This window comes from Neobacillus ginsengisoli, assembly GCF_030813055.1.
Map to the genome: position 1 here is coordinate 152,568 of NZ_JAUSTW010000008.1, position 20,114 is coordinate 172,681.

Annotated in this window: 19 protein-coding genes and 4 pseudogenes; 5 read left to right on the plus strand and 18 right to left on the minus strand. The window is 37.9% G+C overall.

The features are described from left to right. Nucleotides 1-55: 55 nt before the first annotated feature. A complete protein-coding gene (locus J2S10_RS21590) occupies nt 56-604 on the plus strand; it encodes a MerR family transcriptional regulator (RefSeq protein ID WP_307412242.1) in 549 nt (182 codons plus the stop codon). Nucleotides 605-1,091: 487 nt separating this feature from the next. On the opposite strand, the pseudogene J2S10_RS27520 reads toward J2S10_RS21590, so the two are convergent. The 6 genes and pseudogenes from J2S10_RS27520 to J2S10_RS21615 form a co-directional block, all read right to left on the minus strand. After that, nucleotides 1,092-1,208: pseudogene (locus J2S10_RS27520) on the minus strand (cupin domain-containing protein); the annotation flags it as partial. Continuing rightward, complete coding sequence (locus J2S10_RS21595) at nt 1,186-2,331, minus strand: glycerate kinase family protein (RefSeq protein WP_307412245.1); 1,146 nt, start codon at nt 2,329-2,331, stop codon at nt 1,186-1,188. The pseudogene J2S10_RS27520 and the gene J2S10_RS21595, both read right to left, overlap by 23 nt. An 86-nt stretch (nt 2,332-2,417) precedes the next feature. Next, a pseudogene (locus tag J2S10_RS21600) lies at nt 2,418-2,504 on the minus strand (hypothetical protein); the annotation flags it as partial. A 138-nt stretch (nt 2,505-2,642) separates the two neighbouring features. After that, complete coding sequence (locus tag J2S10_RS21605) at nt 2,643-3,827, minus strand: cytochrome P450 family protein (protein ID WP_307412248.1); 1,185 nt, start codon at nt 3,825-3,827, stop codon at nt 2,643-2,645. A 174-nt stretch (nt 3,828-4,001) separates the two neighbouring features. Next, on the minus strand, nt 4,002-4,130 hold the full coding sequence (locus J2S10_RS21610) for a hypothetical protein (protein WP_307412251.1): 129 nt from the start codon (nt 4,128-4,130) through the stop codon (nt 4,002-4,004). A gap of 178 nt (nt 4,131-4,308) precedes the next feature. Further along, nucleotides 4,309-4,527 carry a hypothetical protein gene (locus J2S10_RS21615; RefSeq protein ID WP_307412253.1) on the minus strand — a complete coding sequence of 73 codons (219 nt, stop codon included), beginning with the start codon at nt 4,525-4,527 and terminating at the stop codon, nt 4,309-4,311. A gap of 193 nt (nt 4,528-4,720) precedes the next feature. Here J2S10_RS21615 and J2S10_RS21620 point away from each other — a divergent pair, with 193 nt between their 5' ends. Then, nucleotides 4,721-6,145 (plus strand): Na+/H+ antiporter NhaC family protein, encoded by a 1,425-nt coding sequence (locus J2S10_RS21620; protein ID WP_307412256.1) that lies wholly within the window; start codon nt 4,721-4,723, stop codon nt 6,143-6,145. Nucleotides 6,146-6,281: 136 nt separating this feature from the next. On the opposite strand, the gene J2S10_RS21625 is transcribed toward J2S10_RS21620, so the two are convergent. Beyond that, the gene (locus J2S10_RS21625; protein WP_307412259.1) at nt 6,282-7,088 is read right to left on the minus strand and encodes an HAD family hydrolase; all 807 of its coding nucleotides are present in this window, start codon (nt 7,086-7,088) and stop codon (nt 6,282-6,284) included. Nucleotides 7,089-7,261: 173 nt separating this feature from the next. On the opposite strand from J2S10_RS21625, the pseudogene J2S10_RS21630 reads away from it, so the two are divergent. Together J2S10_RS21630 and J2S10_RS21635 are read left to right on the plus strand one after the other, a co-directional pair. Beyond that, a pseudogene (locus J2S10_RS21630) lies at nt 7,262-7,477 on the plus strand (GRP family sugar transporter); the annotation flags it as partial. 10 nt (nt 7,478-7,487) lie between these two features. Beyond that, nucleotides 7,488-7,580, plus strand: a pseudogene (locus J2S10_RS21635) (glucose-1-dehydrogenase); the annotation flags it as partial. A 180-nt stretch (nt 7,581-7,760) separates the two neighbouring features. On the opposite strand, the gene tagD reads toward J2S10_RS21635, so the two are convergent. From tagD to J2S10_RS21650, 3 genes are all read right to left on the minus strand, one after another. Beyond that, nucleotides 7,761-8,165: a glycerol-3-phosphate cytidylyltransferase gene (gene tagD, locus J2S10_RS21640; protein WP_307412262.1), complete on the minus strand. Its 405-nt coding sequence runs from the start codon at nt 8,163-8,165 to the stop codon at nt 7,761-7,763. A 122-nt stretch (nt 8,166-8,287) separates the two neighbouring features. Continuing rightward, nucleotides 8,288-8,464 (minus strand): hypothetical protein, encoded by a 177-nt coding sequence (locus J2S10_RS21645; protein WP_307412264.1) that lies wholly within the window; start codon nt 8,462-8,464, stop codon nt 8,288-8,290. Between the two features lie 448 nt (nt 8,465-8,912). Continuing rightward, nucleotides 8,913-9,635: a cell wall hydrolase gene (locus tag J2S10_RS21650; RefSeq protein ID WP_307412267.1), complete on the minus strand. Its 723-nt coding sequence runs from the start codon at nt 9,633-9,635 to the stop codon at nt 8,913-8,915. Nucleotides 9,636-10,081: 446 nt separating this feature from the next. Here J2S10_RS21650 and J2S10_RS21655 point away from each other — a divergent pair, with 446 nt between their 5' ends. Then, complete coding sequence (locus J2S10_RS21655) at nt 10,082-10,255, plus strand: hypothetical protein (protein ID WP_307412270.1); 174 nt, start codon at nt 10,082-10,084, stop codon at nt 10,253-10,255. A gap of 146 nt (nt 10,256-10,401) precedes the next feature. On the opposite strand, the gene J2S10_RS21660 is transcribed toward J2S10_RS21655, so the two are convergent. The 8 genes from J2S10_RS21660 to J2S10_RS21695 all read right to left on the minus strand — a co-directional run bounded on the left by J2S10_RS21660 (nt 10,402) and on the right by J2S10_RS21695 (nt 20,065). Continuing rightward, nucleotides 10,402-11,721 carry an MFS transporter gene (locus tag J2S10_RS21660; RefSeq protein ID WP_370876263.1) on the minus strand — a complete coding sequence of 440 codons (1,320 nt, stop codon included), beginning with the start codon at nt 11,719-11,721 and terminating at the stop codon, nt 10,402-10,404. Between the two features lie 458 nt (nt 11,722-12,179). After that, a complete protein-coding gene (locus tag J2S10_RS21665; protein WP_307412276.1) occupies nt 12,180-13,610 on the minus strand; it encodes an aldehyde dehydrogenase family protein in 1,431 nt (476 codons plus the stop codon). A 47-nt stretch (nt 13,611-13,657) separates the two neighbouring features. Then, on the minus strand, nt 13,658-14,611 hold the full coding sequence (locus J2S10_RS21670) for a hydroxymethylglutaryl-CoA lyase (protein WP_307412279.1): 954 nt from the start codon (nt 14,609-14,611) through the stop codon (nt 13,658-13,660). A 103-nt stretch (nt 14,612-14,714) separates the two neighbouring features. Next, entirely contained in the window at nt 14,715-16,481 is a 1,767-nt protein-coding gene (locus tag J2S10_RS21675; RefSeq protein ID WP_307412281.1) for a thiamine pyrophosphate-binding protein, read from the minus strand. Next, on the minus strand, nt 16,450-17,478 hold the full coding sequence (locus tag J2S10_RS21680; RefSeq protein ID WP_307412285.1) for a zinc-dependent alcohol dehydrogenase: 1,029 nt from the start codon (nt 17,476-17,478) through the stop codon (nt 16,450-16,452). The genes J2S10_RS21675 and J2S10_RS21680 overlap by 32 nt, the downstream gene beginning before the upstream one ends. A gap of 312 nt (nt 17,479-17,790) precedes the next feature. Then, nucleotides 17,791-18,804 carry a LacI family DNA-binding transcriptional regulator gene (locus tag J2S10_RS21685; protein ID WP_307412287.1) on the minus strand — a complete coding sequence of 338 codons (1,014 nt, stop codon included), beginning with the start codon at nt 18,802-18,804 and terminating at the stop codon, nt 17,791-17,793. Nucleotides 18,805-19,204: 400 nt separating this feature from the next. Beyond that, a complete protein-coding gene (locus J2S10_RS21690; RefSeq protein ID WP_307412290.1) occupies nt 19,205-19,756 on the minus strand; it encodes a shikimate kinase in 552 nt (183 codons plus the stop codon). A gap of 75 nt (nt 19,757-19,831) precedes the next feature. Next, nucleotides 19,832-20,065 (minus strand): hypothetical protein, encoded by a 234-nt coding sequence (locus tag J2S10_RS21695; protein ID WP_307412293.1) that lies wholly within the window; start codon nt 20,063-20,065, stop codon nt 19,832-19,834. Between the last annotated feature and the right edge of the window lie 49 nt (nt 20,066-20,114).

Sequence of the window (20,114 nt, forward strand, 5' to 3'; positions counted from 1 at the left end):
AAAAAAGAGGGATTCTTTGCGTTATAGAGAAGTGTTATAACGGAGGTGTTGTGTTATGACAGTAATATATTCACCTAGTGACGTACAGAATTTGCTTGGGATTGATAGCAGTACATTACGGAAGTATGCCACTCTCTTGGAAAGGCATGGGTATCACGTTCACCGTAATAATAGAGGACACAGAGGCTACTATGATAAAGATCTTATCACCCTACGTAAATTAATCGAATTTAGTAAGCAAGAGGATATGACGATGGAACGTTCAGTCGAAGCTGTAATGACGTGGTATTCTGAAGAAGAAAATACAGTTACCGTTACGGAAGTATTGCCGGTACAGACTACTAATAATCGGGATTTTGAGCAGGATACTATCCATGATAAACTATTGGAGCGTATTGAACATTTGGAGCAAATAAACTTAGATTTAATCAACCATTTGAAGGAAAAAGCAGTACGTGAAGCTAAGCAAGAAGAGATGATGAATCAAATCTTGAAGTATGTCGAACGAATGGAGCAACTAGAACGTTGTAAAATGATTGAGATTGAAACAAGAAACCAGACCGCAGCCGCCACTCAAAAGAAATGGTGGAAATGGTGGAAATAAGAAAAAATAGGCTCATAATTTATTTCTTACAAAATAAAAAGGGAAACTCGTGTCAATTCACATTGGTTTCCCTTTTTATTCATATGTTTAAGTGTTATTCAAATGAACAAGTCGGTCTAAATCTGCAACCATTCGGCGACATGTAACATAATCCTTTTCACGTCGTTTTTCAACACTCGTTCTCACTGAATGATGTCTTCTGTACACTTCATATCCTATACCATGGGCTCTAAGCATCGCTTTTTCCATTTCGCTTGTGTAACTTAATTGTAAATGATTGATAACGAATCATTCCTTTCGGTTCTTTTCACATGGCGAATTGTTCTTTTACACAGTATTCATCTTATCATTGAATTCTAGGTCACACAAAATCGAATAAACGCCATTTTTCGCTATATTAGGCAATCTCATCCAAACTCGAGAATATAACTCTGACATACTTAATATTACGGCGATATCCTATAATATAGTGCATAACCTATACTTCTCATTTTATGATCAATACAGTCTGAGCATCTCCGGTATTACTATAAGAATGTTTGCTGGAAGCCTCAAACTTGATGGAATCGAATTGGTTGAGTTCATATACCGTCTCTTCTACTTTGTTTTAAAACACGGCATGTATTTTCCACTGCAAAGGCTAAATTCTCTTCTCCTAAATTCAATGCTTCTTCTAAAGAAGTTACACCTTTTAAAATTCCAATAATTGCGGTAAAACCGTTGTCATATAAAGGCTCAACACCATTTCCGATTCTACCGGCAAAAGCAACGACAGGAACGGAGTGTTTCTTTGCGACCATGGCAACCCCGTATGGTGTTTTGCCGAACAAGGTTTGGCCATCTATGCTTCCCTCACCTGTAAAAACATAGTCAGCATCCTTAACTTGGTCCTCAAGACGAGTGTATTCAATTACAAGGTCAACACCTTTTTTCAGTCGGGCGTTTAAGAAGGCCATTAATCCTGCACCTAGACCTCCGGCTGCACCGGCACCTTCCAGATAAGCTACATCCTTACCCAATTCTTGTTTAATGATTTCAGCATAACGAAATAAATTTTGATCCAGCTTCTTTACCATTTCAGGAGTCGCTCCCTTTTGTGGTCCAAAGATGGCAGATGCCCCATTTTTGCCAATAAGAGGATTGGTAACATCACAAGCAACATCGATATGAACGTATTTTAATCTTTCATCTAAACCACTTAGATCAATCGAAACCAATTGGTCTAGGGAACCACCGCCGTGTAATAGTTCATTTCCCATTGCATCCTTAAAGGATGCCCCCAGGGCTTGAAGCATTCCAACTCCCCCATCATTCGTCGCACTCCCGCCAATGCCGATTAATATCCGGCTTGCCCCCTTGTCTAGGGCATGTTTGATTAATTCTCCTGTACCATAAGTGGTTGTCAGGAAAGGATTTCGATCCACTGGTTTAATTAATTCCAAGCCACTTGCACTTGCCATCTCAATAACCGCTGTTTGGCATCCACCTAAAAGGCCATACTCTGCAATCACTATTTCCCCTAATGGTCCGAGCACCTCGGTCCTGATAATTTCCCCATTTGTCATACTCACTAGAGAATCAACTGTTCCTTCCCCTCCATCAGCCATGGGAACAATCCTACATTCCGCGTCAGGAAAAACGGCCAATATTCCCTTTTCCATCGCAAGGGCAGCCTTTTTCGCGGTCATACTTTCCTTAAATGAATCCGGTGCTAGCACGAATTTCATAACCATCTGTCCTTTTCAGTTATAGTAGAAAAATATTCCTTTTAAAAATCATTAGGATGACCACTTTAGCCATCCCTAATCTTTCATTATCTTACCAAACACGGACGCTTGGTATCGAATTTCCAGCCCGGAATCAAAAACTGCATTCCAACAGCATCATCACGGGAACCTAGGCCGGACTAGAAATCTACTTTTGATTTCTGGTCCTAAAATTTGATTCGTGTTCACTTATTTAACTTCGTTCATATCCATCAAGAGATTGAAAAATAAATTTTTTCAAAGTACTCCTTACATATTTCACCATGCCGACTTTATTTTAAACTTAGTGGTAGTTCCTTTATTCCCCTTACAATCATTCCAGGCCTCCACTCGAGCTGTTCTTTATCAACAGCTAACTCAATGAGTGGGAATCTCTTAAGAAGGCTGTTGATCGCGATTTCGCCTTCCAGCCTGGCAAGCGGGGCTCCAAGACAGAGATGGATCCCTTTACCAAATGCAAGATGTGGGCTTTTCTCCCTGGTGATATCAAATAGATCAGCGTCTTTAAACTGCCCTTGGTCATGGTTTGCCGAATTTAATGCGATGACGATTAAATCTCCTCTACGGATAGACTTTCCTCTAAACTCCATGTCTTCATTCGCCCATCGGGATGTACTGAACTCAACCGGACCATTAAAACGCAGCGATTCCTCAATGGCAGTATGAATCAAATCAGACTTATCTTTCAACAAATTTAGCTGATCAGGGTTCTCTAATAATGCCAGTATGGTGTTGCCAATTAAATTGACGGTCGTTTCATGGCCAGCGATGATTAATAGAGCGACCACTCCATATAGCTCACGTTCGGTTAATTGATCTCCGTCCTCCTCAGCCATTATCAGCTGACTGATGAGGTCATATCCTGGGTTTTTCCGAACTTTTTCAAACCATTGGCTTAGGTATTGAATAAATTCATTCATATGCTTGAACATTTCTGTAGCATGTTCGCCATTCGACCCTTCAATCAGTGAATTAGACCAGACACGGAATTTGTCACGGTCTGCGGATGGGACTCCTAAAATCTCGCAAATGACGATAATCGGCAGTGGAAAAGCAAAATCATCAATCAGATTCATCGTTGTTTTCCCCTCAGCCTTGTCTAGCAGTTCATTCGTAATCTCCTGGATCCTTCCCCGCATGCCGGCAATCATTTGTGGAGTGAAAGCCTTTTGCACGAGCCCGCGCAGCCTTTTATGGTCAGGCGGATCAGAAAAAAGCATCGTATGCATAAACACACTCTGTTGCTCGATACTGCCGCCATAAAGCTTTGAAATATCTTTAATAAATCTCGGATCCATTAAAACTTCTACTGCATCATTATATCTAGTGATCAACCAACCCTCTTGTCCATCAGGGAATAACATCTTGTAAACTGGTTCGGTTTCCCTTAATCTGGCATAAGCGGGATACGGATTTGACGTGAATTCATTGGAAAACAGCTTGAATTGGGGATTCACCGTTCTTTCTCCTCTCTTTGCTCATTTTTTTAGTCTCCCTATTTTAAATTAAATAGCCCTGTTAATGGTTAAAAACAACGCCACAGGCTATTAATTCCAGTTCGGACAAAATAAAAAGAGCCCCATCGGACTCAGAAAATGATCTTAATCCTGGTAAATCACCAAGAGTGTCTTTTAATCAATCTGTTTTTCTCGCGTGATTAATCCATCTTCTAAGAACTGATTCAGATCACCGAGTTCATCATCATCTGAGGTCATTAGGCGTTGTATCTCTATTAAATCTTCTTCATTAAGATCATGCATATTTTCTCACCTCCCCGATTATTACATTGGATAATATCACCTTAATTTCATTCTTTAACACCCGGAGTAATTTCAAGGGTAAAGTTGTTACCCTTCATTAAACCTGTAACTCTCGAGCCTCTTAGCTAAAGAGAAAAAAATTCATCCGGATTTTTTACTATTCCTATTTTTTAGATTTCTACACCACTAAACAAATATCCTTTATTCTCATTGCCCAAAAATCAATAAATAGAGTTGATTTAAAATAGACTGCCGATGGCTTTCCGATACCATTCGTATTTTCTCGAACAATATTTGGGACATCATCTTTTCTTTGTGACTGACCGCACGATGACATTAGTAAAATGGACATACTTAAAGAAATGATGGTGAATGACTGATAACAGTAACGCGACATACATTACATCTACTTCTCTAATTTGTTTATTTCTTAAGGTGATGAGAAAAGGTGTAACTTATTCACGAATAATATCTAAGTATTCTCCTTTTCAAACTCCATTTCCTCAAATTTCTTTTAAAGAGTTGAAATTAGGCAATAATATTTCTAAGAGCTTTAAAAATAACGATGTCAGTTATAGGGGGAAGAGACTTTGCAACATACTTGGCTTTCTTTGTTACCGTTTTTGATTGTAATCTCCATGTCCATCTGGCTAAAAAACATCTTACCTGGTCTTGTCTTAGGTTTACTTGTGGGTTCTTTGATTTTTAAAGCCAATTTATTAGATGGGACCTATCAAGCGGTATCCTATATCGTCACAACCTTGTCGGCTGGAAACAATATTAAAATCATCGGGTTTCTTTATTTATTTGGCGGTCTTGTGGGGATGATGAACATTTCCGGTGGGATTAAGGGCTTTTCAGAATGGGTTGGGAGTAGAATTAAGACAGAGCGCGGGCTGCTGGGGCTCATCTGGCTTACCCTTCCTTTTACGTTTATGATGCCGATGTTTCGGATCATGATGATTGGTCCTATTGTTAAATCCCTGATTAAAAAAATGAACCTGCCAAAGCAACGGGTCGGACTAACGATGGATATTTCAACAGAGTCGGTCATTGTTCTTTTACCGGTAGCTACGGCATTTGTTGGCTTCATGGTCTCTTTAGTGGAAGGCAACATTCGAAAGCTTCATTTAGGGATGTCGGCCTATCATGTTTTCTTACTTAGTATTTTGTTTAACTTTTTTGCGATTGTGATGCTGGTGATTGGTATCGTGCAAACAATCTGGAATCCTATTAACAAAACATCCATCATAAAACCTGAACAAAAAAAGGTAGATGATGAAGGTAATGAATTTCACCGTGCTGGAATTCAAAAAGAGTTGTCCTTGGTAAAAGCACAGCCGTGGAATTTGATTTTCCCCGTTTTCTTGCTTCTGGGATTATCCTTATTTCTTTTGTGGCAGGATGGGACAGCTAAAGGAGCACATAGCATATTTACGGCTTTTTCGATGGCAGATGCCACCTTTGTCATGCTATTAGCTGTTTTCATCACCCTCGTTTTATCCTTTGTTTTTTACATCATCAGACGTCAGAAATTAGACGAAATCTTGTACCATTTTTTTGATGGAGGAAACCAAATGATGGAGGCCATCACGCTGCTTGTCCTCATCTGGTCCTTAACCCTATCGGCAGAAGATCTTGGTTTTTCGAAATTTATTAGTTCCACTTTAGGGTCATTTTTACCGGCTTTTTTGACACCGGTAACCATCTTTGTGCTTGGTTCTATTATCGGCTATTTTATTGGTTCCTCTTGGGGAACATGGGGATTGTTCATGCCCTTGGGAATGTCATTAGCCGTTTCTACCGGGGCATCTATCCCGTTGACCGTAGGTGCTGTCTTTGCAAGTGGAGCATTTGGGGCGCTATGTTCTCCGTTGGGGGATACAACCATCACAACAGCCTCCATTCTCGATATGACTCTTGTCGATTATTCCCGCTTTAAATTGAAGATTGCTTCGATCGGTGCAGCGATTGCCGTTGTTTTATATATTGTTGGGGCTTTGTTTATTTCTTGAAGTTAAGAAATCATCACCTGAAGTTAATAGCAAAGCTATTTCAAACTGATGTTGACAGGTTGAATAAGGTTCACTGGCGGTGTTATAAAAGCAGATGCTGTAGCACCTGCTTTAAAAGGTTTTTAGGCTTACCCATTTAAGTGTAAAGATTATCTTCTTCCCCTTTTCGATTATGAGAATCATAATTTGAAGAGAAGTTATTGCTCAATCGACCTTCATCTAGAATGTGTTTATGAATAGCATCAGGTACTTCATTTAGTGAATTTAACGTAAAAAAAGCCCCTTTTGGCTCCACCTTAACTTCAACAGCGTTATATTTCCATTCTGTTTCAGCAGGAATGTAAATGGTATTGATGCTCATCTCCAGTGCTGGCACGATATCCGTTCTTAATGAATCTCCAATCATCCAAGTTATTTTAGGATTCGCATCAATTGTTTTTAATATATCTGATAAAGCTGTTCTATCTTTATGTTCTGAAATAAAGATACGATGTTCAAAAAAGGTAGTTAGTTCTAACTGAGTGATCTTTCTACGTTGATTAGCCTCGTCCCCACCCGTGTGCAAATACAATTCATGCCCTGCTTCTTTTAATCTTTGCAGAGTTTCATTCATATATGGGATCGGTTCTACAGGAATTTTAAATACCTTAAACCCCAACTCCCTTAAAAATTCAATTTCGGATTTTTCCTTATCTTTTCCTGTTACTTCACAAAGGTAATTATAAGTACCAACAAAAGACTCAGGAAATCGGGCTGATGTTAAACCGTATTTGTTAATAGATTCTAAATCAATTTCAAGTTGTTTCAGTTTTATTTCCTCTTTTGTTAGTGAGGAAAACCATGTGGTCATTTGGTCAGCAAACATTTCTCTCACATGGTTAAAATATCTATTACAATATACTAGCGTATCGTCAAGATTAAATATGATGTTTTGTTTCTGCATTTTTTACTCCTTCTAACGATATCTTTAGGCTCTAATTATTTTTCCACAGGCGCTAGTTAAAAATACCTTTTTTCAACCTATTCAAAAATAACCTTTCAATAGTGTATTATGGTTATTTTCGCCCATCGGTTTTTCAGATGACAAAACCCTAATTGCAAGAACACGATGTGGCGCTTTGGGGTGAGGGAAACCTCGGCCTTTTGTTATCTATTCCTAAATTAGGCGTAGCTACCAGCTCCTCTCTTTCCCAAACAGGTATTATTATTTCAACTTTTGGAGGTGTTTTTCTCCTTCATAAGAAAAACACTAAAAGACAATTGGTTTTTTTCATCGTTGGCAGTGTTCTCGTTATTGCAGGAGGAATTTTGTTAGGGGTCACTAAAAAATAGGAGGTTTTTTATGTATCCAGATTTAAAAGGAAAAGTGGTTGTTATTACTGGTGCCTCAACAGGACACGGTCAAGCGATGGCTTATCGTTTTGGGCTAGAAGAGTAAAAACTGAGAAGACTTGACTTTGTTGTCAGGTTTTTTCGTTGTATTAGTTTTGATTATAGCTTAGTAAAAATAATTTGATATCAACTGATTCACCTCTTTTCTTCCCAACACACCACTTTCCCATCCACGGACTCTATTTATTAATTTTACTTTCCCAGTTAAATCAATAGTCGCGGTTTAGTATGACACTGCTTTAAGTTTATACAGATCCTTTTTAACCTTTGTGGTTGAGATGCCTTTTGTTCTAGATAAATAAACCACTTTACAAAAATCAGAAAGACTGTCGAATTTCCCTTCCCAATCATTCCCCATTACAAAGGTATCCACATTGTTATGGACAATATCTTCTTTTTTTTGTTCCCAGTTTTTCTCCGGAATAACTTCATCAACATAAACAATGGATTCTAAAAGTAATTTTCTTTCCTCATAGGAAAAATATGATTTTTTTGCTTTTGTTTTATTAAATTCATCAGTAGAAAGTCCTACAATTAAATAGTTTCCTAAAGACTTAGCTCTTTTTAAAAGATTAATATGTCCATAATGCAATAAATCGAATGTTCCGTAAGTAATTACTTTTTTCATTTTCGAACCTCTTTCTAATAGGTGAATTCATTAAAGCGTATAAACACAATAAAGTTGCTAAATTCCGGGTACTGAAAAACGTTATTTTTCCGTTCAGTCGTCTAACGTGAAAGGACTTATAATTATTGATGGGGCTTATTTAATAATATAATTAATCTATCAAGGTTTTTAATCGCGATTTCTTTTTTCGATGGAGGCAAATCAGAAATGTTTGAAATGATTTCCCTTCTTTTTAGTTCCATTTGTTTTAAAACGTCCTTATTAATTCCATCTAGATTACAATTACTTTCTTTGCCCATCTCTATCCCCCATTCTTTTAACAATATTTATCAACGTTGCTAATCTTAAACAACCTTAAGGTTATGCCTTTACCTTTTGTTTATGGCTTAAACTATTGCAACTACCGTTAATTTTCTTCGAATGAAAAAGCCGGCATTCCTCTGAAAAAGGATTGCCAGCTTGTTACTAGAGGAAATACCTTGGAGTATCTACGATATCATAGCTTGTTTACAGTTTAGTTAATGAAAAATAACAGTTTTATAACAGAAGTAAAGAGAAAACTTTTGTCCTAGTTGCCGTTATGGATGATTTATCAAATTTTTACAATCCCTGAAATATTCAACATTTGTAAACGCACCTAAACAAATGATTTAACATTTTGAAGAAGGAAAGCGGATTTTAATTTCATAAACCATCAAAAAAACGAACAGCTAAATATTTAATTGTCATACAACAGATCTTTATTCATTATTTGGCAAATACATGATGACCAATTGTCATCACTACGTGACGCGTGCGAATCCATTTATCTGTTGCAATATCCGGGTTATAAAAATAAATTGAATCATTTAACCGATCATTTCGCGTTAGTGCTTCATCTACGGCTCGTTTCGCCTCATCTGATGCCGGCTTATTAATTTCACCATTTTGAACAGGTGAAAAGGCATAGCTACCGCCTACTACTTGTTTAATAACATCTGTAATTGTATCTGGGAATTTAGGAGAATCCACTCGATTTAACACAACAGTCGCAACTGCTACTTTTCCTTTATATGATTCACCTTTAGCTTCAGCTTCTACTAAGCGGGCAAATAAGTCTTTCTCTTCATTTGAAACGGCTGGTTCCGCTCGTTCTTTTTCTGGCCTTTCCATTGCAGGTTTTAATGATTGGACTGATAACCCCTTCGTTTTACCTTCAATCCCCATAACATTTTTTGATGGTTGTACTGCTAATTTTTTCGTTTTTTTAGGAATTCGCAACATTTCTCCTATATAATTCCACTCATTATGAAGATTATTTTCTGGTTTTATCTCCTTAATAGCTACACGATTTTGTTGTCCAAGTTTCCAAAGACGATCTCCTTCAGTTTGAGCCTCGGCCTTATTATTTTGTAAACCTATAAATATAAATACCATTGCAGTTGCAGCTGCAAAAGTTACAATTAATGTTTTTATATACCTATTATTCATGGGTGTTACCTCCTGAAAATTCGTATGGTATAACTGTAGCATAGGCTAGTACTTGTTTTACCCAACGATTCAGTTACATTTCTTTTAGTTTGATGAACAACATTACAGGTAGGGTACAATTATGAAATTATTCCTATTTAAATGTAATATCCAACCCAATAATTACGAAATAAAGGTACATATTACCATGGCTTTTGAAACACCATTTGTTTCCTTCAGACATTAATAAACTTGTTTTTATTAGATTGGCTTTCGATAATCCGGATTATGTCACATCCATTCTTGGTGGATGTCCTTTCTATAAAACAGATTTCTTTACATTACATTTTCTATTTGCTAGACTTTGTGGAAACATGGGAGCAACGAATATGCATCTATGTTACTGTTTAAATTAGTAAGCCAATGGGAAAGATGGTTATGATAACTTGGAAAGGGAGGAATGAATAATGGATGTCAAATTAACATCAAAGGAAGTCATTACTCAGATCCAGAAGTTACAGAACGAAGGCAAATCTCTACGTAAAAAAGAGGTAAAACAACTTTATCCTGATTTAATGCGGAGTGCTTTGTATTACTACCCAAGTTGGCAACATGCTCTGGAAGAAAGTGAAGTAGGTTAGATATAAACTATACATCAAGACATGAGAATAACATGAACTCTATTAACAAAAGGCTTCCTTCTATGGAAGCCTTTTTGTTATGTTTAGATTCTCGTTTAGATTACTTATTCAACTATGGTTATAAAATAGGAACCTTTAAAATGAGTCTATTGGTTACTATTTAATTCAATACGACGAACTTCTCCCACTATAAAGGTGTAAGCAACCACTCCCAGTAGAGCCACTGCACCAACGAACCATATCGCTCCATTAAATGAATTGGTTGAATTGACAATTAATCCGATTATAATTGGGGTTATGATCCCGGATAAATTGGCAGCAAAGTTAAATACGCCGCCGGCTAAGCCAACTAATTCTCGAGGGGCAATATCTGAAACGAGAGTCCAACCTATCGCTGACATCCCTTGCCCGAAAAAAGCAACCGACATAATGAGGATAACCAAACTGGTTGATGAGGTATAGTTTGCCAATATAATCAGACATGCCAATGATAACCCTGTTATGATCGGAATTTTACGCGCTGCTCCAGTGGACCTGCCGCTTTTCACCATTCTGTCGGACCAAAATCCACCGAAAAGAACTCCAATAAATGCAGCAATGTAAGGAACAGATGCAACAAATCCCGCTTTAAGCATGGTCATATGTTTTGCTGTGACAAGATAGGAAGGGAACCACGTTAAGAAAAAGTAAAGTGTAGATGCGATCGCAAACTGACCGATATAAATTCCCCAGAATTGTCTAAACTTAAACAAATGACCTAAGTGGGACCAATTCAATTTTATCTTTTCGCCAGCCTTCTCTGCCAATCCTCCACCTTCCCGAATATAATCCATCTCTAGCTGATTAACCCGCTTACTTTCCTTAGGATCGCGGTAAAGTTTAAACCACATGATGGACCAAACTAATCCTATTAATCCTGTAACGAAAAAGATGGTAGACCAACCAAACTGGTCCAGAATCCAAAAAAGAAAAGGGGTAAGAAAAGCTAAGCCAATATACTCTCCTGCAGTATAAACCCCTGTCGCAAAAGCACGTTCTTGCTGTGGAAACCATGCGGCAACAACCCTGCTATTTGTCGGAAAGGCTGGAGCTTCAGATAGACCTAGACCGACGCGTAAACCAAATAATAGACCGAAATTTTTAGCAAATCCTTGGAAAAGTGTAAACAAAGACCATAAAATGAGGGAGGCACCATAGGCCAGCCTTGGTCCAAACCGATCTAAAAACCACCCGCCCGGAATTTGCATGAAAGCATAGGACCAACCAAATGCTGAAAAAATCAAACCTAACATAGCTGGATTTAAGTGAAGATCTGCCTTAATAAATGGGGCTGCTACTGAAATATTGGTACGGTCAAGGTAATTAATAGCTGTACCGATAAATAGTAAAAATAGAATAAGATATCGAGCACGTGAAGGTTTGTTGTTTAATGGTTTTGATACAGGTTGACCAACAGTTTTTTGCAGTGGTTGGTTTGCCACTTAAGAACCCCCTTTTCAATATAAAGAATAATTTTTTCATTTTAAAAATCTGTTTATCCTTAAAATTCAGAAATTTCTTCTGAAGAGCCCTGATAAAGCCTGTTTTCGGCGTGATTAGATTCTGTAAATTTAAAAACGATCGATCTGATAGGTTAAATTTTTTATTTGGGATCTTTTAGGTATTCAATAGCTTGTATGTACTCCTCCGGAAAGTTATAAATGATCGTTCCATATAGGGTTAACTCACTACGAACTACATGATAACACCGAAAGCGGTTACATTCACTCCCAAATAATAAGCCCATGCTGCAGCAAACATCCCTTTATTTCTGCCTTGGTTGGCAGGTTCTACTAACCTGATCATTCTAAACCCGTTCTTACTATTTTAAACAAAATAGTAAGAGCAGGTCTAATATAAAAACAGAACAAGTGAAGCTTTTACATTATTTTTCTAATTCAGAATCGTAAAATTCTCCAAAAAGTTCCTCGTCCGACGGTCTATCTTCAGGAATCGGATAGGATACCCAAGTTGTATTTAAATAATGTTTAAGATGTACATTCTCTGAAACTACATTTCCTCCCCAAGTACCGCAGCCAAGACTTGATGTCATTGGCATTCCATTGTTAAAGGCTCCTGCATTTGCTTTTGACTGAGGCTGTCGAACCATGATCCGGCTAACAGGTGCTGCTAAGCCAAGACGATGGATATGATCATCGTTAAAAGAGTAGATTCCACAAGAATGGCCCTTTCCTCCCACCTCGTAGATCGCACGCATCATGTTTAGTGCATTCTCAAATTCACCCTCATATTTGTAAACCGCAAGGAGAGTAGTTAATTTCTCGCCGGAAAATGGATAGTTTTTCCCAATCCCATCACCTTTAACGATCAAAAACTTGCGGTCATCAGGGATCTGAAATCCGGCAATTTCAGCTAATTGTTGAGGGGCAATGGCTACAGTTGTAGGTAAACGATGCCCTTCTTCGTCCCACATAACGGTGCGGAGCTTTGCTTTTTCTTCATTGTTCGCCAAATAACCTCCCTCTAAAACTAATTTTTCAACCATTTCATCGTATACCTTTTCGCTAATGATGAGGTTTCCATCGGCTGAACAGCCTGATCCAAAGTCAGATGTTTTGCTCAACATTGTGTTATGGGCAGCTTCAGCCGTATTTGCCGTTTCATCAATAATCATGGTAGAGTTCCCTGCACCTACTCCATAGGCAGGGGTTCCGGAGCTATAAGCACTTTTTACCATGTCTTTACCGCCTGTTGCTAAAACAAGGTCTGCACGTTCCATAAGTCCTTTGGTCATCGGGATATTGACATTCTGTAAACATTGTAAAATATCAGCTGGTGCTCCTTCTCGCTCAAGTGCTTCTCTCATTAACTGAACGGTCTCAAAAGAAGTCTTTTTGGAACGTGGATGGGGAGAAAAAATCACGACATCCCGTGCTTTAATCGCATAAATGGCAGAACCGGCCGGAGTTAGATCGGGATTGGTAGTTGGTACGATAGATGCGATAATCCCAACAGGTTTTGCATACTTCACAATTCCTTTTTCTTGATTTTCCTCAATAATTCCTACACTTTTTTGGCGCATCGCATCTCTAAGGATCCCGCGGATTTTTAAACGTTTACCCATCCGGCTTACAGGATCGCCAAGACCACTTTCTTCGATCCCCATCTCCACCAAACGTGTAAATGTTTTTTTGTTTGATACGGCCCAAGCGACAGCCTGACATAGACGATCCACTTTTTCCTGATCGTAAGTTGCCATAATCGCCAATGCTTTTTTTGCCCGTTCAAACGCTAATTCTAATTCTTCCTGCTGTTCGTATGTTAGTTCCATTTGCTTTGTAACAGTTTTTGACATATGATTACCTCCACTATTTTTTAGATCGATCTAAATTTGAACGATATTTATCCTAGCTTTTCCTGGCATTTTGGCTTTTCATGCAGGGAAAATGGTCCAGCCTGGAGCATATAACTTCCCCCATCATGCCCAATGAGTTCTTTTACCTCTTTTGCTGCATTGATTAGCAAATCTAAATTGATTCCTGTCTCCATTCCCATTTCATGAAAAGCATGAACGAGATCCTCGGATGCAATATTTCCGGATGCACCGGGTAAATAAGGACAACCGCCTAGCCCTGCAATTGAACTATCAAAATGAGTGATGCCCTGTTGCAAAGCAGAAAAAGCATTTGCAAGTGCCAAACCTCTCGTATTATGGAGGTGCATGGAAAAAATCATAGTCGGAAAATGTTTTTTTAGATAACCTACTGTTTCATAGACTTGCCTAGGATTTGCCATTCCTGTTGAATCAGCTAAGGATATTTCTGCGACCCCCATTGAGATATAGCGTTCCACAATCTGATCAATTCGCTCCAATGGAACAATTCCCTCAAACGGGCACCCGAAAGCCACCGAAATCGAACCTCCCACTTTGACTCGATGTTTGTCCGCTAATTCAATAATAGGACCAAAGCCATTCATCGCTTCTTCTGTAAGACAATTTGCATTAGAGATACTATGGGAATCCGTCGCAGAAAGCATTAATTTAAACTTTTTGATTCCTGCATCAATCGCTCGTTGTGCACCTCTTACATTTGGAACAAGCGCCCGAAATTTAATACCTGTGAATTCTTGTGCCTGCCTCACCACATCCTCTGCATCTTTCAATTGCGAGATGGCTTTTGGATGGACGAATGAAGTAATTTCCATTGATTGAATTCCTGTTTGCGCTAATTTTTTAATGATCGCTATTTTAACTTCTGTTGGAATCCATACCTTCTCCGCTTGGAATCCATCGCGTGGAGCTACCTCGCAAATCACAACCTTTGATGGCAGATTCATACTTGATAATGTACTCATCCGATCCCTCTTCCTTGTCAAATTACTATCATGATTCCCGGAAACCTAGGGAAATTTACTTTTTTAAAAATTTCTTGTAATAGTTTTGAATAATAATAATCTATTAAACTGATGCATGATGAACCTTTTTATTAGGGGAATAAATATCCATGATATTCCAATGCCCATCTGTCGGAACAGGATTGTTGAGCATGGCCACATCAATGACTACAGGCTTATTTATCCTAATGGCTCTTTCTAATGCCAGTTTGAATTCTTCGGCCGCTTTAATTTTTATTCCTTCAATTCCATATGCTCTGGCAATTGCTGCAAAATCAGGTGAATATGGCTCTCCATCCTTCTCGAAAACAGTACCGAGCGTTGTGCCGAAGTGAGCCTTTTGTAAACCTGCGATTGTACCGAACGCAAAGTTGTTCATGATAATCCATACAACTGGGATATTCTCTTCGAAAGCAGTTGCAAGCACTGCCGGATTTTGACCAAACCCTCCATCTCCAACTAAAGAGACAACCACTCGATCCGGTTTAGCAATCTTTGCTCCTAAAGCGGCAGGTGCGCCAAAGCCCATTGTGCAGTAACCGCCGGGAGTAAGAATAGACCCGGCTTCATAGATTGGGAATTGCTGTCCAACCCCATTTTTATTCCAGCCTACATCTGTCGTGATAAGTGCATCTTTCGGAAGCACCTGACGTACTTCTTCTAAAATTCGTTGTGGCATCATAGGAAAACAATTATCTTGAATAAAAGGTTTATTGCTTTCTTTAAAAGCTTTACGATTTCTAGCAATCTCTTCTTTTAACGAGTTTAAAGAAACAGGTTGTAAACCATTTGGCAATATTTCCTCCGCAACATCATTTAAAACAGTCAAGGCTTGTTTTAAATCAGCAACCACTCCGATTTCAACCGGGTAATTTCGACCTATCTCACTTGGATCAATATCGATTTGGATCAATTTCGTTGGCGGAAAATTGAAAGTATATTCTGACTCCCAAGAGCTGCTATCTGCTTCGCCAAATCGTGTACCTAATGCTAAAATGTAATCTGCTTGCTTACATTTATCGTTAATAAACTTTGTTCCCCAGAACCCCGTCATTCCCAGTGTAAGTGGATGTTCATCTGAAACAGCCCCTTTCCCCATCAGTGAATAAGCAACGGGTATATTTAAGTGATCAACAAGCTGTCTTAGCTCTTGTGCAGCATCGGCTAGCATAATCCCTCCTCCCACATAGAATAAAGGGTTTTTCGAACTTGTTAAGGTTTGAATAATTTTTTGCGCAGTCTCTTGATCAATAGAAGGTTTATGCAATTTTTTTGTATTGTGTTTAACTCGTTCAAAATGACATGTATCCATTTCAGTTGAAAAAATATCCATGGGAACGGAAATTAGAACCGGACCGGGATTTCCGCTTTCCGCTAATCGAAATGCTTTCTCTAAAATCTCCGGAAAAAGATGTGCACTGTCAACTCTCCAAGCCCGTTTTACAAATGGCCGGTAAATTTCATATTGAGTTGCATCGGCATGTAAATTAACCTCTTGATGTGGATGTTTTCCATAATAATGTGTTGGTACATCTCCGGCAATCACGACCATGGGAATTGAATCCAAAGCCGCATTAGCAACCCCAGTAGCCGCATTGGTTAAACCGGGACCTAAATGGCTTAGTAAAACCGCTGCTTGTTTTTTTACTCTCGCATAGCCATCAGCCATGTGGGCAGCAATTTGCTCATGGCGAACATTGACATATTTTATTGTACTAGTCTCCAATGCTGTTAAAACTGCAATGTTCGTATGTCCGCATAATCCAAAGATATGTTCAATTCCTCGATCTTCCAAATATTTAACCAGCTGGTGTGATACTAATTTTTTCATTCACATTATCCTCCTTAAAATTCAAAATTATTTTTCCGTATTGGCCTGAAAGTGCATCATCGTAAGCCTTATTAAACTCATTAAAATGGAAAACCTTCGAAATGATCGGTGCCACATCGAAATCATCCTTGAGCAAATAATCCACCGCTTTTGAAAAATCAGTAGGGAAATTATAGATAATGGATCCGTGGATCGTTAATTCCTTTCTGACCATTTGCATGACCGGAAAATTTGCTTCAGGTGTTAACCCGATTAATACCATTGTGCCACCCGGTTTTACATGCTGAATGCCATGCTCAACCGAATCTCTTGTGCCGGCAGCTTCAATGACTACATCAAATCTCTCCTCTGTCATCTCACTGGGAAGGACTGTCTTTATTCCTTTAAAACTATTGCGTATTTTTTCAAGCTTTGTCGGATTGATGTCAATTGCCGTGACTTGTGCACCTAAATGATGCGCCAGGGTGATAGCGAGCATTCCTTCGGTACCACAGCCAATAATCGCAATCGACGTTTCTTTCGTCAGACTAAATTTTTGGAAAGCATGAACAATAACGGCAAAAGGTTCAATTAACACCGCTTTTTCATCGGGCAATTCATTAGGAACACGTAACACATATTTTGAAGAGATGGTAAATTCCTGTGCGAATACTCCATTAACATTGATTCCTAACGATACCTTGTGTTCACAAATATTAGACATACCTTTTAAACAATACTCACATTCACCGCAAAAAGAATTCGGTGCAACGACTACCTTATCACCAGCTTTAAACTTCGCCTCCTTACCAACTTTAATAATTTCACCAACAATTTCATGGCCCGGTGTTACGGGATAATTGGCATGTGCCATCTTCCCCTTATATACACTAATATCTGAGCCGCAAATTCCACCATAACTTGATTTAATTTTTACTTCATAATCATTAAGAGGATCTTCGGAAGTTAATTCCTTTAATTGAAGATCACCTGGATTATTCAAAAACAACCCTAACATCTTGTTCACCTCCATCTTCTTATCATCCTCCACTAGTTTTAAGAAAGGCTCTAATAAAAAAAACTTAATAAATAGATCGATCTAATTCTTGTACAAAAAAATTCATTTTATTAGATCGATCTAATAAAACGGTAAAAAAATAAATTAGATCAAAGCTCTCTGCCTCACTCCTTTGTAAGAAAGCGTTATCATTATAATACAACAAAACGATTACCCTTTCAATCAATTTTATAAATATTCTTATAATTAAATTTAATTAAAAAATAAAAAATGTATATCCGGGTGAAATTTGAACTCACTCCGGATATACATTTAAGAGGAACTCCTAACAACCAATTCCGGCTGAATAATAATTCTTTGCAGTTCGCGGTCACGATCTATAATTCTTTGATGTAAAAGACTTGCTGCTTCAGAACCGATCTGCCGGGCAAATGAAGAAACAGTTGTTAACGGCGGATTATATAAGGATGCTTCTGGAACGTTGTCAAAACCAACGACCGCTATATCTTTCCCTGGTTTTTTTCTGGCATCGTCCAACCCTAACATTACCCCATGTGCGACCAAATCGTTAAAACAAAAGACTGCGGTAGGTGAATTCGGAAGATGCAAAGCCTTCTGAATTGCATTTACTCCTCCTTCCCGTGTCACAGTGCTACTAATTATTAATGATTCATCTACTTCAATTCCAGCATGTACAAGAGCATTGCAATAACCTTGCTTTCTTTTTTGCCACGCAGAGGATCCTGAAGAACCTCCAAGGAATGCTATTCTCCGATGTCCCTTTTGGATTAAATGGTTTACAGCCATATGTGATCCTGCCACATAGTCAATCCCGACATAATCTAATTCTATATCTTCTATTTCCCTAACAGCGAGTATTAGCGGAACATCTAATTTTTTGATTCGCTCGATCGTTTCATGTGAACTATCAGAGACAGGGCATAAAATCAATCCACCAACCCGATGTTCAAGCATTCTTGATAACAGCTGTTCTTGTTTAGAATCAGAATCAAAGGTAGTTCCAAGAAATACCGTATATCCTGCCTCTTCCAAGGAATTGTGAACACCTCTAAGCAATTCAGAAAAAAACGGGTTCCCGATATCTGTTATAATAAGACCTACCGTTGAAGTGTTCTGCGAACGCATATTTGCAGCAACCCGATCATAAACATATCCAAGCTCCTGCATTGATTCTAGTACTTTTTTACGTGTTTTTTCAGCAATATTAGTGCTTCCTCGCACAATAAGTGAAGCAGTTGCACGAGATACACCTGCATGCTTAGCAACATCTAATAAGGTGACACGTTTTTTTTGATTCATATCCATTCACCGTTTTCAAAATTAAAGTTTTTCATCGAAAATAGGTGACAATGCAATTCTTCTTTTTCTACGGTTGCCACCAGCAATTTCCATTATGGATATAATTATAACCTTGATAGTAGCATTTAGCTACTTTTTATTTGTTCTAGCATTAGTGGAGTATTACGCTATTTCAAAAGTTCTGAATCCTGGTTACTTTATGAGTCCTTCCGGATTTCTGCTGAATTTGCAAAGAAATTCATCCCATAACTACCACGCTTCAGCGGGAACAAAATTATGTCCACGGCTCTTGGTAATTTGAATCAGTTGAGCTTAAGAGTCTTCCTCGAATTTTTTCAATAAAGTCTTTTAAATTGCATGAAAAAAACCAAGATTACTTGAATAATCTTGGCTTAGTAATTTTTTATTAATTTGGATCATACATTTCATATGCTATTTTCAAAGATTCAACTATAAAGTCAGCAATATCGATCGTATTTAAATTATCGGTTTCAAGTTTGGAATGATGACTTTTGTATATACCTTGTCTCTTATAAAACAACTCTTCAATTTCTTCCATTGTTTTTCCGTGCAATACCGGCCTGCTATCAATAATAATATTAAGCCTTTCTTTCCAGGATTCCCATGTAATATCTAAAAAAATAACTATACAATTTTCTAATGTAACTTTTCGAATATCTTCTTGAAGATAAGCTCCCCCCCCCAAAGAAATTACCTTTAGTTTTTGTGCACAGTATTCCTTAATTATTTCTTTTTCTTTTTGCCGAAATGATTTCTCACCGATAAGTTTAAAGACATCAACAATAGGAATATTGAAACTATTTTCAATAACCCTATCTATGTCAATAAAATCTCTATAGAGCTTTTTAGCAACCAATTCTCCAACTGTAGTTTTCCCTACTCCCATAAATCCAATAATAACGATACTTTTTTCCCTTATTGACTCTCTATTGTTCATAAATTAAAAACACTCTTTTCAGGTAATTTTTTTGCACGAACAGGATATCTTTTCCTTTTTTGATTAAATGATAATTTATTCTTTATTTTTTTCTAATTTATAAAACATATCCAATTTTGCCACATTGTCCAAATTACTACTGATTACTTCATTTACTTTAGCCTTAAGTTCAGTATCCTTTTCCATCAATATGATTAATTGAACCAACAGTCTCTTTTCTTCTTCCGTTAGCGACGGTTCATCAACATTAAAAATGATCTGCAATGTTTTATAGCCTAAGGTGCTAAACATTTTATCATAAAATGACATCTTGAAATCCCCCTTGCGTAAATAGTATAAGAAGATATTTTTCAAAATC

Excerpts from the sequence above, each read along its gene's own strand:
- J2S10_RS21655 (WP_307412270.1), top strand. The coding sequence starts at position 10,082 with ATGGATGTCAAATTAACATCAAAGGAAGTCATTACTCAGATCCAGAAG.
- tagD (WP_307412262.1), bottom strand. The coding sequence starts at position 8,165 with ATGAAAAAAGTAATTACTTACGGAACATTCGATTTATTGCATTATGGA.
- J2S10_RS21665 (WP_307412276.1), bottom strand. The coding sequence starts at position 13,610 with ATGTCAAAAACTGTTACAAAGCAAATGGAACTAACATACGAACAGCAG.
- J2S10_RS21695 (WP_307412293.1), bottom strand. The coding sequence starts at position 20,065 with ATGTCATTTTATGATAAAATGTTTAGCACCTTAGGCTATAAAACATTG.
- J2S10_RS21680 (WP_307412285.1), bottom strand. The coding sequence starts at position 17,478 with ATGTTAGGGTTGTTTTTGAATAATCCAGGTGATCTTCAATTAAAGGAA.
- J2S10_RS21610 (WP_307412251.1), bottom strand. The coding sequence starts at position 4,130 with ATGCATGATCTTAATGAAGAAGATTTAATAGAGATACAACGCCTAATG.
- J2S10_RS21645 (WP_307412264.1), bottom strand. The coding sequence starts at position 8,464 with ATGGGCAAAGAAAGTAATTGTAATCTAGATGGAATTAATAAGGACGTT.
- J2S10_RS21670 (WP_307412279.1), bottom strand. The coding sequence starts at position 14,611 with ATGAGTACATTATCAAGTATGAATCTGCCATCAAAGGTTGTGATTTGC.
- J2S10_RS21615 (WP_307412253.1), bottom strand. The coding sequence starts at position 4,527 with ATGTCGCGTTACTGTTATCAGTCATTCACCATCATTTCTTTAAGTATG.
- J2S10_RS21675 (WP_307412281.1), bottom strand. The coding sequence starts at position 16,481 with ATGAAAAAATTAGTATCACACCAGCTGGTTAAATATTTGGAAGATCGA.
- J2S10_RS21685 (WP_307412287.1), bottom strand. The coding sequence starts at position 18,804 with ATGGATATGAATCAAAAAAAACGTGTCACCTTATTAGATGTTGCTAAG.
- J2S10_RS21690 (WP_307412290.1), bottom strand. The coding sequence starts at position 19,756 with ATGAACAATAGAGAGTCAATAAGGGAAAAAAGTATCGTTATTATTGGA.
- J2S10_RS21595 (WP_307412245.1), bottom strand. The coding sequence starts at position 2,331 with ATGAAATTCGTGCTAGCACCGGATTCATTTAAGGAAAGTATGACCGCG.
- J2S10_RS21590 (WP_307412242.1), top strand. The coding sequence starts at position 56 with ATGACAGTAATATATTCACCTAGTGACGTACAGAATTTGCTTGGGATT.
- J2S10_RS21650 (WP_307412267.1), bottom strand. The coding sequence starts at position 9,635 with ATGAATAATAGGTATATAAAAACATTAATTGTAACTTTTGCAGCTGCA.
- J2S10_RS21625 (WP_307412259.1), bottom strand. The coding sequence starts at position 7,088 with ATGCAGAAACAAAACATCATATTTAATCTTGACGATACGCTAGTATAT.